At 63.4% G+C, this 11,627-nt stretch carries 9 protein-coding genes and 1 pseudogene; 6 read left to right on the top strand and 4 right to left on the bottom strand.

The window, feature by feature from the left end:
- From WT53_RS02730 to glmS, 6 genes are all read left to right on the top strand, one after another.
- Nucleotides 1-996: a polymer-forming cytoskeletal protein gene (locus tag WT53_RS02730; RefSeq protein ID WP_034206988.1), complete on the top strand. Its 996-nt coding sequence runs from the start codon at nucleotides 1-3 to the stop codon at nucleotides 994-996.
- Between the two features lie 10 nt (nucleotides 997-1,006).
- The gene (locus tag WT53_RS02725; protein WP_034206987.1) at nucleotides 1,007-2,047 is read left to right on the top strand and encodes a YaiO family outer membrane beta-barrel protein; all 1,041 of its coding nucleotides are present in this window, start codon (nucleotides 1,007-1,009) and stop codon (nucleotides 2,045-2,047) included.
- Nucleotides 2,048-2,060: 13 nt separating this feature from the next.
- Complete coding sequence (locus tag WT53_RS02720) at nucleotides 2,061-2,834, top strand: hypothetical protein (protein ID WP_034206986.1); 774 nt, start codon at nucleotides 2,061-2,063, stop codon at nucleotides 2,832-2,834.
- 330 nt (nucleotides 2,835-3,164) lie between these two features.
- Complete coding sequence (locus tag WT53_RS02715; RefSeq protein ID WP_034206985.1) at nucleotides 3,165-5,303, top strand: membrane protein; 2,139 nt, start codon at nucleotides 3,165-3,167, stop codon at nucleotides 5,301-5,303.
- A 93-nt stretch (nucleotides 5,304-5,396) separates the two neighbouring features.
- Complete coding sequence (locus tag WT53_RS02710; RefSeq protein WP_034206984.1) at nucleotides 5,397-6,485, top strand: hypothetical protein; 1,089 nt, start codon at nucleotides 5,397-5,399, stop codon at nucleotides 6,483-6,485.
- A 49-nt stretch (nucleotides 6,486-6,534) separates the two neighbouring features.
- Nucleotides 6,535-8,352 carry a glutamine--fructose-6-phosphate transaminase (isomerizing) gene (gene glmS, locus WT53_RS02705; protein WP_034206983.1) on the top strand — a complete coding sequence of 606 codons (1,818 nt, stop codon included), beginning with the start codon at nucleotides 6,535-6,537 and terminating at the stop codon, nucleotides 8,350-8,352.
- 326 nt (nucleotides 8,353-8,678) lie between these two features.
- Here the strand turns inward: glmS and WT53_RS34020 are convergent.
- The 4 genes and pseudogenes from WT53_RS34020 to WT53_RS02695 form a co-directional block, all read right to left on the bottom strand.
- Nucleotides 8,679-8,884 (bottom strand): annotated as a pseudogene (locus WT53_RS34020) (hypothetical protein); the annotation flags it as partial.
- A 317-nt stretch (nucleotides 8,885-9,201) separates the two neighbouring features.
- Complete coding sequence (locus WT53_RS02700) at nucleotides 9,202-9,636, bottom strand: tol-pal system YbgF family protein (protein WP_034206982.1); 435 nt, start codon at nucleotides 9,634-9,636, stop codon at nucleotides 9,202-9,204.
- Between the two features lie 2 nt (nucleotides 9,637-9,638).
- Nucleotides 9,639-10,073 (bottom strand): SPO22/ZIP4 family meiosis protein, encoded by a 435-nt coding sequence (locus WT53_RS31755; protein ID WP_257127811.1) that lies wholly within the window; start codon nucleotides 10,071-10,073, stop codon nucleotides 9,639-9,641.
- A gap of 41 nt (nucleotides 10,074-10,114) precedes the next feature.
- A protein-coding gene (locus WT53_RS02695) for an IS3 family transposase (RefSeq protein WP_155294437.1) occupies nucleotides 10,115-11,262 on the bottom strand; the annotation gives its coding sequence in 2 pieces (ribosomal slippage) (nucleotides 10,115-11,022 and nucleotides 11,022-11,262; 1,149 coding nt in all).
- Between the last annotated feature and the right edge of the window lie 365 nt (nucleotides 11,263-11,627).

Below are 11,627 nucleotides of genomic sequence, written 5' to 3'. Positions count from 1 at the left end.
ATGACGACCTTCAACGTGATGGTGCCGGTGGCCGGCGTGCTCACCCTGCCGTTCCTGCCGATGCTGCATGAACTGATCCGGCGCAGCGACGTCGCGGCGCTGCCGATCGGCGACGGGCCGTTCGTCGATCAGGCGCTGCTCGCCGCGCGCTGGCACGACGCGCTGCGCGCGCACGTGGCCGGCACGCCACCGGCGGATGCGTCCGTCGCGCCGCCTTGGCAAGCGCTCGGGCTGGCCGTCCAGCATGACGAGGCGATCCATGTCGCACGCGACGCGCATCGCGACGACGTGCTCTACGCCAGCCGCGCGATCACGCTCGACGATGGCGCGCGAGCGGCCTACGCGTTCGCCGACGAGCACATCGACATCCGCGCCGGCGCGACGATCGGCACGCTCGCGCATGCGCCGCTGATCGACGTCGACGACGCGGTGCTCCGTGGCGCCGTGGTCGGCGACACGCTGCGCCTGCGCGGCGCCGGCGGCTTCGCGTGCCTGTATGGCGAGCCGATCGTCTTCGGCGCGGCGCCCCGCGCGCGCCCCGCGGACACACCGGCCGCCCCGCGCCGCGCGGTCTCGCTCACCCGCCACTTCGCATCGCTGCCGCATCGCTTCCTGCACGGTCGTTACCTGCTGCCGTGCGACGTTCGCCTGCCCGCGCATACGGTCGTGCAAGGCAACCTGATCGTCGAAGGGACGCTCGTCCTCGGCGAAGGCTGCGTGCTGCGCGGCAGCGTCAAGGCGCATCGCGTCGAACTCGAGCGTCACGCGTTGCTGCACGGCGCGGTATTCGCGCGCGACGACGTGTTGCTCGCCAACGCGAGCTGCATCGACGGCGTCGTGTCGGCCGGCGGCCTGCTGCGGCTGACGGGTGCGCGCATCGGCGTCGCCGGACATCCGGTCAGTGCGTGCGCGCGCGACGTCTCGGTCGTCGATCATGCGTGCGTGCATGGCGATCTCGTTGCGTGGCGCAGCGGCTGGTTCCACACGTCCCGTTAAGGAGCGCCTCATGTCCGATCGCCCCAGCCATCGCGGCCCGCGCGTGCCGGTTGCCACCCTCGCGATGCTGTGCGGCGTCGCCTTCGGCGCGCCCGCGGCGCTGGCGGAGCAGCCGGACGATGTCGCCGCCATGCCGGCCGTACCCGCCGAACCAGCCGAACCAGCCGTACCACCTCCGGCCTCCGCCATCGTCATCACGCCACGGCCGCGCGACGAATCGATGTTCGTGCGCGTGGACGCCGAAGGCCTGCCGGACGGCGTGCCGCTCGCCGAGTTCACGCCCGAGGATACGAACCGGCCGCCGCTGCCCGATGCAATCGTCACACATGTGCAGGCGCCGCAGGAATCGCACACCGAACTGTCGCTCGGCTATTCGAGCGCACACCTGACGCACGGCTACGGCGACTGGTACGGCGTCCATCTGCGCGGCGTCTATCAGGATGGCGGGCGCACCGTGCTCGGCGAACTGGCGCAATTGCACCGCTTCGGCGAGAACACGCAGCTCGGCGCGCTGACCTACGTGCAGGACCTCGGCCCCGACTGGTTCGGCGGAATCGGCTTTTCCGGCACCACGTCGGGCACGATCCTGCCGAGTGCGCGCGTCGACGTATCGATCAATCGCAAGCTATTGTCCGATCGTTCGCTGGTCGTGTCGCTCGGCGCCGGCTACGCATGGACCCGCAGCGGCCACCGCGATCAGCTCTATCACGCCGGCGTGATCTGGTATGCATTGCCGAAGTGGATTTTCGAGGCGGGCGCGAACTATACGGTCGATTCGCCCGGATCGGTGAAAGCGCCCGCCTACTACGGCGCCGTCACCTACGGCGAAGTCGGCAAGAGCGTGATCGTGCTGCGCGGCGGCGTCGGCCGCGAAGCGTACCAGGTCACCGGTTCCGGCACGCAGATCGCCGATTTCCGCAGCCACGAGATCACCGCGAAATGGCGCTACTGGTTCACGCGCAAGTGGGGGACGCAACTCGAATTCGCCTACTACCACAACCCGTACTACTCACGAATCGGCGGCGAGCTCAGCGTCTTCTATCGCTGGTAACCGGGCGGGCGCCATGCACACGCATCCGGTCCGTCCTCCCGTCGATCGTTCGCTGCGCACCCACGCGTACCCGCAACGCTGGCTTTCGTCGATCGCGCTGCTGACGCCCGCGCTGTACGCGTCGCTGTGGTTCGGATTGCCGCTCGCGTGGCGCTACTGGCGCGCGGTCATGGCGTGGGGCGCGCAGCAGATCGATCCGGCGCTTCATGTGATCGTGATCGGCTATCCGCCCGATGCGCCGCGCGTGCCGCTGCTGTCGATCGACGTCGCCGCCCGCATGCCGGGCGACACACTGCTGGCCGCCACCGCCGCGCTCTGTGCGACCGGCTTCGCCGCATCTTTCATCCGGCGGACGAACTGGTTGCCTGTTGCATATCTGTTACGTATCGCGAGCTTCGCCCAACTGCTGATTTGCGCGTACTTCTGGCTCGCGCCCGGCACGTTCCCGTATGTCCCGCAACTGCATCTGCGCGACATGTTCGTGCTGCACGGCGCGGCGATCGCGCTGGTCCCGCTGGTCATGGCCGCGCTGTACTACCCGCTCGATTTCTCGCTGCCGCAAAAGACCGCCGCGTCGCTGCTGGTGCTCGGCTACTTCGTGTTCGCGCTGCCGTTCGTGATGCTGCTGCACGCGACCATCATCCATCACGGCTCGCTGCTGCTCCTGCCGTTCTGCTATTTCCTGCTCGGCGGCCCGCTGCTGATCGGCCTGCTGGTGACGCTCTATACCTACTGCGCAAGCTGGCCCGGCGCGCTGACGCGCGATCGCGATTCCGTCTGCCGATAGCGCGTCCAAACGCGCCGTATCAGCGATGAAACGATTCCGCCGTGTTTCCGAACGCGCCGCGCGACCCTTATCGCAGGAAGCCAGCAGAACCGGGCTTCCTGCGCCAATGGCACGTTGTTCGCTTCGTTGGATACGTCGCATCGAGTCCTCTCACCGGCGAAGGCAGCGCGGCAGGGCGGCGCATGGGCGCAATCCGGCCGCTGTCTACACGCACTGCTCGATACCCGACGAACCGGACAGCCGCACACACCTACGGGGCTGGATTGGTCGACCTGGCGACACCGCATTCCGGCTGCCGCACGCCCCCATTCCTTGAGCGAGGAGCACACCATGTTGGCAAAGTCAGGCAAGTTCTTGCGGATCCTGCTCGCGCTGTTCGCGCTCGCGTTCGCATTCAGTCCGGGCGGCGCTCGGGCAGCCAGCAACCAGCTTCTCCTGTTGGTGCCCGACACGCTGACGCTGCCCGATTCGCGCGTGTCGGCATGGCTCGACAGTGCCCAGGAGGAAGGGCTGCAGATCAAGGTGATGACCGACAGCCAGTTCATGGCGGCCGGCGCGTCGCTGTCGCAGTATCCGGGCCTGATCCTGCCCGACCAGGTGCATACGACGGCCGACGACACGCTCGTGACGGCGATCCAGAACTATGCGCTGAACGGCGGCAAGGTGATGCTCGTCTACGATTTCGGCGTGCTGAATGCGGCCGGCTTCTACGTCAGCCCGAAATCGCGCTTCAGCAGCATGGTCGGTGTGGATTACGTGCTGTATGACCAATACGGCGGCAACATGATCGGCCTCGGCAACGTGACCGGCATGAGCAGCTGGCTGCGTACGCTCCAGGTGCCCCCCGGCAAGTCGATGGCGTGGACCACCGCTTCGTCGTCCACCACGACGGCGAGCGCGCTCGCATCGACGAGCACCGCGGGCACGTCGACGAATTCGACGTCGGGCAGCGCACAGTTTCTGACCGCCAGCCGGTCGAACCCCGGAGGCCTCGCCAACTACAACCACTCGGCATGGTTCCAGTACACGACGCCGCCCACCGGCAGCGGCGTGCTGAACCAGACGGCCCCGAAGCTGACCGGCACCGTCACCGGCAAGCTGAAGAAGACCACGACGTATACCGCCAACTCGCTCCTGAGCACGTCGACCGGCAAGACGGCCAGCACGCTCGCGTCGACGCTGTCGACGACCACCGACACGCTCGAAGGCATCTCCGGCTACGTATACGGTTTTCTCACTTATCCGAGCTTCGTCACGCAGGGGACGTATACCGGCACGACGATCCTGACCTCGCCGACCTTCGGGCTGGTGTCCGGCTACAACACGTACGGCAACGGCGGCGTGCTGTTCGTCAACCTGCCGCTCGCCTACCTCGACGGCCAAACCGACGGCATGCTGATCCACGGCTACCTGCATTATTTCGGCACGCAGATGCTGAACCTGGCGTCGCTGTCGCCGCTGCCGAAGGCAATGGCGGGTCTCGTATTCAACTGGCACTTCTGCGCGGGCGACCAGATCCAGCCGGCGCTTTACCTGAAGAGCCTCGGCGTCTGGAACAACGGGCCGTTCTCGCTCGTCATCACGGCCGGCCCCGACGAAGCGGCATTCGGCGACGGCAACGGCATCAACCTCGCCAACAACCCCACCGCGCAGAGTCTCGTCAAGTATTTCGTGAGCAAGGGCCAGCACGTCGGCAGCCACGGCGGCTGGATCCACGATTACTGGGGGGCGAATGCGAGCGAAACGAACGCGAGCACGTTCACGCAGTATCTGGTGATGAATCACCAGGCCGTTCAGGCCGCGACGGGCTTGCCCGATGTCGAGTATGCGGCGCCGGAAGGCAACACGCCGACCTGGTCGGTCAACTGGCTCGAAAGCAACGGCTTCAACGGCTACTACTTCACCGGCCACACCGGCTCGCCGCCGACCCGCGCATACCGCAACGGCGCACTGCTGAACCCGGGCCTGTGGGCGTACCCGGTGATGCCGTTCGGCAAGTACGCGACGTTCGAGGAGTTCCAGCAGTACGCAGTGCCGACGAGCGACGTGAACAACTGGTACGCATCCCTGATGAACTTCGTCGTCGCGAACCGCACGAGCCGGCTGATCTACGCGCACCCGCTCGGTGCGTCGTCCTACACGTCGACGTTGTCTGCGATCTTCTCGCAAGCCAATACGCTGAAACTGACGGGTCAGTTCAAGTGGTACACGATGAGTGACATCACGGTCTTCGACCGCGCACGCCTGAACGTCACATGGTCGGCCACCGACACGGGCAGCGGCTGGACGTTCGCCGCCAGCCACCCGACCAGCCTCGCGAACATGACGTGGCTGCTGCCGAAGAAGGGCTTCGCACTGCCGTCGATCACGCAAGGCAGCGGCAGCATCGTCATCACCGACGCGACCTACTGGCTCGTGACCGCGAACGGCGGCACCAGTCTCACGTTCACCAGCGCCAAGGTGCACTGAGCCGCGACCTCGACACACCCGCCGGCGCGCGACGCGGCCAACACCGCACCCGGCGGGATTTGCGCAGGACCACCGCGCAGGAGCCTCCAGATCATGAACCGGCCCGCGCTTTTCCCGGCCGCACGCGCACGCGCGGCGGCCACCGCCCGGCTATGCCGCCGGTGGTGCGTCGCCTGCTGTGTCGCCGCATGCGGCGTCGCGCTGCATGCGGACGCCGCCGAACTCCAGCTCAACGGACTCTACCAGCGCCCCGACGGCGCGATCACCGTACGCCTGAACGGTTCCGGCATCGATCCTTACTTCGCGGCGAAAGCGCTGCTCGGCGCCGCCGATGCCGGGCTCGACGCCCGTCAGGCCGCGCTTGCATGGATCGCGTGGCTGTTGCCGCGCCAGCGTCCGGACGGCGGGTTCGACCGCTACTGCGTGAAGAACGGCCAGTACAGCGCCTGTGCCGAGGCCGACGCCGACGACGCGATGATGGCGACCTGGATCGAACTCCTCGCCCGCTTCGCGCCGCCCGACGGTCTGCCTGCCGCATGGGAACTCAGCCTCAATCGCGCAGGTGCGCATCTCGACACGCTGCTCGGCAAGCCCACCGGCGTTTATCAGATCTCGTCGACGCTGCACGTCGCGTTGCTGATGGACAACGTCGAGGTACACAGCGCGTTCCGGGCGCTCGCGGCGTATTACGTCCGGCATGCCGACTACGCGCGCGCCGGCCCGTGGAGCCAGCGCGCCGACCGGCTCGCGTCCGCGATCCTGAAGGTGTTCTGGCGCGGCATGCAGACCGGATTTCGCGCGAGCACGCAGCGCATCAGCGACACGACGTTCTATCCGGCGAAAGTCGCGCAAATCTTTCCGCTCCTGTCCGGCATTCAGGTTCCCGAACAATCGAACGAGACGATCTACGCGCAGTGGATGCAGAAGTACGGAAAGACCTGGCTTCAACTCGCCGGCTCCGATTATCCATGGGGCTTGATCGCACTGGTCGCCTTCAAGATGAACGACAGGAACACGGTCGCGTGCTGGCATGCGCGATCGGGCCCGTACCGGCACGGCGCGCACTGGAACGTACTGGAGGAGGCGCTTTACCTGGCATTCGAAAGCCGGATGGCCGACCCGGTCGCGCCCGCTCAATGCGGTTTCACGACGGCGGCGGCGACGGAGACCGCGTCGCGCTGATCCACGCACGCGCACGGTCCGGGGACATCTACAGGGAAGGAGACGGGTCATGTGTGGCATCGTCGGCGCGGTCGCGCAACGGGATATCGTCCCGATTCTGATCGAAGGTCTGCGCCGCCTCGAATATCGCGGCTACGATTCATGCGGGGTGGCGACGGTCGTCGACGGCCAGGCACGCCGCGAGCGCAGCATGTCGCGCGTCGCCGATCTCGACGCCCACGTGCGCAGCGCCGGCCTGACCGGCAGCACCGGCATCGCGCACACGCGCTGGGCAACCCACGGCGCGCCCGCCACCTGCAACGCGCATCCGATCTTCTCGCGCGACGAAATCGCGCTGGTTCACAACGGCATCATCGAGAACCACGAAACGTTGCGCAAGCAACTTTCCGACGCGCATTACGAGTTCGACGGGCAGACCGACACCGAAGTGGTCGCGCATCTGATCCACAGCAAGTACCGCGGCGACCTCCTCGCCGCCGTACGCGATGCGACCTCGCAACTGCACGGCGCCTATGCGATCGCGGTGTTCAGCAAGCACGAGCCGCAGCGTCTGATCGGCGCGCGCGCCGGCTCGCCGCTCGTCGTCGGCGTGAAAGACGGCGAATGTTTTCTCGCGTCCGACGCGCTCGCGCTCGCGGGCATCACCGACCGCTTCATCTTTCTCGAGGAAGGCGACATCGTCGAACTGACGCCGGGTGGCGTGCGGGTGCTCGATCGCACCGGCGCGCCGGTCGAACGCGCGATACAAACCGTTTCGTCCGCGCAAGGCGCGGTCGAACTCGGGCCATACCGGCACTTCATGCAGAAGGAAATCTTCGAGCAGCCGCAAGCCGTGGCCGCGACCATCCCCGATGCAGGGCTGTTCGATCCCGCGGTATTCGGCCCGGACGCCGCGCGCGCGTTCGAGCAGATCGACAACGTGCTGATCCTCGCGTGCGGCACGAGCCACTATTCAGGCCTGACTGCCCGCCGTTGGCTCGAGACGATCGCGCGCATCCCCGCGCAGGTCGAGATCGCGAGTGAATACCGCTACAGCGACGCGCTCGCGATGCCGAATACGCTGGTGGTCAGTGTGTCGCAATCCGGCGAGACCGCCGACACGCTCGCCGCGCTCAAGTATGCGCAGGCGCTCGGCCACATCGACACGCTGGCGATCTGCAACGTGCCGACCAGCGCGATGATGCGTCAGACCGGCTTGCGCTTCCTGACACGGGCCGGCCCGGAAATCGGCGTCGCGTCGACCAAGGCGTTCACGACGCAGCTCGTCGCGCTGTTCATTCTCGCCGTCACGCTCGGGCGGCTGCGCGGCTACGTCGACGACGCGCAGCTCGCGCGCTACACGATGCAGTTGCGGCGCCTGCCCGGCGCGCTCGAAGACGTGCTGGGGCTGGAGCCGCAGGTCGCGCGCTGGGCGGCGGAATTCTCGCGACATGAAAACGCGCTGTTTCTCGGGCGCGGGCTGCACTACCCGATCGCGCTCGAAGGCGCGCTGAAGCTGAAGGAGATCTCGTATATCCATGCGGAAGCGTATCCGGCCGGCGAGCTGAAACACGGGCCGCTCGCGCTCGTCACGCATACGATGCCCGTCGCCACGATCGCGCCGAACGACGCGTTGCTCGAAAAGCTCAAGTCGAACATGCAGGAAGTGCGAGCTCGCGGCGGGCAGCTTTATGTGTTCGCGGATGCCGATACGCGGATCGACAACGGTGAAGGCGTGTCGGTACTGCGAATGCCGGACTACTACGGGTTGCTGTCGCCGATTCTGCACGTCGTGCCGTTGCAACTGCTCGCGTATCACGCGGCGTGCTTGCGGGGTGCGGATATCGACAAGCCGAGGAATCTGGCGAAATCGGTGACGGTGGAGTGATGGGCGGTTCTTTGATTCGGATTAAAATCCACTCTCATGAACGTCTTTGCATCATAAAACCAACGATCAATACCGTCATGAACGGTTTACTACCTATCCGTCTTCCCCAAGACACGAATGACCGCGTCTTTTTTGTAACCGATCTTAATTCCACGAACATCGCTCGAAAGTTGATTCCTCACACCAACAGAATACACCTCCCCATTCTCAGTAAATGCTGTTACCGCACCGTCAGCGCGTCCAATCGCATTACCGCTTTCACCCCGATCTCCTTAGGCTGTGGAGAGGCATTGAGTAGAAATGCTGCAGCAGCCTCCACCTCACCAGACAGAGGCTTGGGCCGCCGCCGGGTCGACGCTCACATCGAAATGCACGAGACCCTTGATGAGGCCGAGGAAGGTTCCGATGATCCCCAGGCCCGTGAGCACCCCGGGAGATGCTTGAAGAAGTCCGTCTTCAAGCGACTGTCGACGATTGCCTGATCCGTGAAAAAAGTCTCAGCCAGCGCTGTCGAGCGCCAACACCTGATGCGGGCTGGCCGGTGACAGCGGCTGGCCAAGTCACGATCGAGGTTCTTTGGCACGATGTCCTGACCGCTCTCTAAGTCGCGCGAAGCCGCCGCTATGGTGCCGCAACGTGCACCGATGTCGAAGCGTCGCAGCCCGCCGGTGAAATAGACGCGCAGCCTCAAGAACGCCAGCTGCTCCCACTACGCTTGTGACACATCGAATGATTTCGCCACAAGCCCGTCCTAGTCGCGCCGCCCGCGACAACTTCCTTCCAATTACAAGCGCCTGCAACCCTTATCGCGGACTACCCCAAAGTTCACGCAGTACAAGGTTTGATGGATCAACCGACAAGCTTTCTATCACGCAACATCTGCAAATACTTTTCGCCCTCGTCGTCCTCGTCGAAAATCTCTTCGCCATCGAGCATGTACGCCTTTAGTAAACTGGCGACTCCCTGCTCCTCGTCTCCGAGACTGACCTGACTTTGCCCCAATCGATAGTGAACAAAGGGGTTCTCCTGTCCGCCGGGGCCATTGAGCGCATCAAAGAAGCTCTGTCGCGCTGCCTCAAACTCTTCGAGCTGATATTGCGCATCACCAATCGATGCGGAAAGCCACGTGTACGCTTCCCAATCAACGCGAGGTTCGGGAAGCAACTCGAGAGCTGCACTCCATCGCTGAATCGCTTCGTCGAACTTCGATGCATCACACAAGACATTACCCTGCTCCGAGAGAGCATCTAACTCATCTTGGATTTTCTTGGGAAGCCTGGCCATCTTTATTTTCTTCCCTTCGATGCACGCTTTGCGAATTCGAGATACTTCTTATCCTCACCGGAAAATGGTCTGTTTCCAAATTGCTCATACAGCGGCACAAAAAATTCAGCGGATTTATCTAGATCGCCGGCTTCAAAATACACTGTTCCGCTAAGAAAGCCGATTGTCAGATCCGGGCCGGTTCCAGAACCGTACGCCTTTTTCAATTCTGCCAACCAGTGAACAGCCTTATCAAACTGTTTAGTATCGCGATAAAAAACGACGAATCCACGTGTCATCGACTGCGCGAGGTCGTATTGCTCTCTAGGCTCGGGCAAAATCTCCCACGCCTTTGTGAAATTTACCTCGGCTTCCGCGATGTCTCCCTTCTTCCAAGCTTCCCGACCCGCCGCACCGTAAGCGTATACGTCTTTGGTCAGTTCTTCTGGTAGCTTCATGGCCATATGCACCTTACTTCAATGGGGGTAGATTGTAGTGGTCAACTGATTCCGGACACTGCGTTAAGTTTTTCTTCCGCGACAGCCGGCGCCAGTCCGTCGTTGAACTGATGCGGCCGTATCCAGTTGTACCGATGCATCAGGTAGTGACTGATATCCCGGTGTGCTTCCTGCGCCGACATGTAACCCACTGACGGCAGCCATTCCGTCTTGAAGCTGCGGAACAGCCGCTCCATCGGGGAATTGTCCCAGCAATTTCCACGACGGCTCATGCTCTGCTTTATCCGGTAGCGCCACAGACGCTGACGGAACTTCCGGCTTGCGTATTGGCCGCCCTGGTCCGAGTGAAACAACAACCCCTGCGGTCGGCCTCGTTGCTCGTAGGCCATTTCCAACGCCCGCACGACCAAATCGGCGTCCGGGCGTGTCGAGAAAGCCCAACTGACAACTCGCCGCGTGAACAGGTCGAGCACGACCGCCAGATAATGCCAACGGCCTTGTGCCCAGACATACGTGATGTCGCCGCACCAGACCTGATTCGGCGCACCAACCTCAAACTGACGGTTGAGATGGTTCGGGATATCGATCCGCTCAACCGTCGCCTGTTTGTACGCGTGACTGCCGGGTTGCTTGCAAATCAACCCCAGCTCTTCCATCAAGCGGCTGACCTTGAAGCGGCCAATCGCCGTACCTTCCTCGCGCATCATGCCCATGATGCTGCGACTGCCGGCTGAGCTTCGACTCTCGATGAACAGCTCGTGTACCCGGCTACGCAGTGCCATTCGCTCGGCATCAACACGTCGGGCTCGCCCTCGGTGGGCATACAGGCAGGACCGCGACACGTCGAATACCGCGCAGATCAGCTCGACCGATTCGCTTGCTCCAATCTGATCAATTACTTCGTACGTTCGATGCCTTCCGACATCAAGAGCGCGGTAGCCTTTTTTAAAATGGCCTTCTCACGCTCGAGGCGTTCGATACGCGCCTCGAGTTCCTGAATACGCTGTTGATCCGGCGTGATTGCCTTGCCCTGGCGTTCCATCTGAAATTGCCGCACCCAGCGGCGCAGCACCGTCTCGCCGACGCCGACCGAACGGCTCGCCTCTGAAAAGTTATAGCCTTGGTCAAGCACCAGGCTGGCTGCTTGCTGTTTGAACTCGGGGGAAAACGAACGACGTTGCTTCGGCATCAGACACCTCTCCATGGCGAGCATTCTCGCCTAAATCAGTGTCCGGGTTCATTAGGCCACTACAGATAACGTTCACCCAGTTTAGCACCAAGGGATCTGTTGACCCAGTATGGTTGCAAATCGTAATTCTTAGAATCGAGCATCCATGCACGAACCTCTGGAGCTTTCGCCCCATACTCTCGCCCAACATTGTTCCACCAGGTAACCGCGTCCGTTTGGTGCGCCATATCAGCGTCTTTAAGCGGATACCAGTTGCCCTTGTACTCAAACTCTTTCTCTCCAGTGAACTGACCCTGAACCAGAATTAGTCCCGGTCGGAAGTGGAGATTTCCGGCTTGGTTGAGTTGTCAGGCGAGGCGGATTCC

The sequence above is a fragment of the Burkholderia sp. MSMB2157WGS genome, assembly GCF_001532755.1.
Lineage (GTDB): Bacteria > Pseudomonadota > Gammaproteobacteria > Burkholderiales > Burkholderiaceae > Burkholderia.
This window is presented reverse-complemented; position numbering and strand designations above follow the sequence as displayed.

Coding starts and splice junctions, on each gene's coding strand:
- WT53_RS02710 (WP_034206984.1), top strand. CDS start 5,397: ATGAACCGGCCCGCGCTTTTCCCGGCCGCACGCGCACGCGCGGCGGCC.
- WT53_RS02700 (WP_034206982.1), bottom strand. CDS start 9,636: ATGGCCAGGCTTCCCAAGAAAATCCAAGATGAGTTAGATGCTCTCTCG.
- WT53_RS02725 (WP_034206987.1), top strand. CDS start 1,007: ATGTCCGATCGCCCCAGCCATCGCGGCCCGCGCGTGCCGGTTGCCACC.
- WT53_RS31755 (WP_257127811.1), bottom strand. CDS start 10,073: ATGAAGCTACCAGAAGAACTGACCAAAGACGTATACGCTTACGGTGCG.
- WT53_RS02730 (WP_034206988.1), top strand. CDS start 1: ATGACGACCTTCAACGTGATGGTGCCGGTGGCCGGCGTGCTCACCCTG.
- WT53_RS02720 (WP_034206986.1), top strand. CDS start 2,061: ATGCACACGCATCCGGTCCGTCCTCCCGTCGATCGTTCGCTGCGCACC.
- WT53_RS02715 (WP_034206985.1), top strand. CDS start 3,165: ATGTTGGCAAAGTCAGGCAAGTTCTTGCGGATCCTGCTCGCGCTGTTC.
- glmS (WP_034206983.1), top strand. CDS start 6,535: ATGTGTGGCATCGTCGGCGCGGTCGCGCAACGGGATATCGTCCCGATT.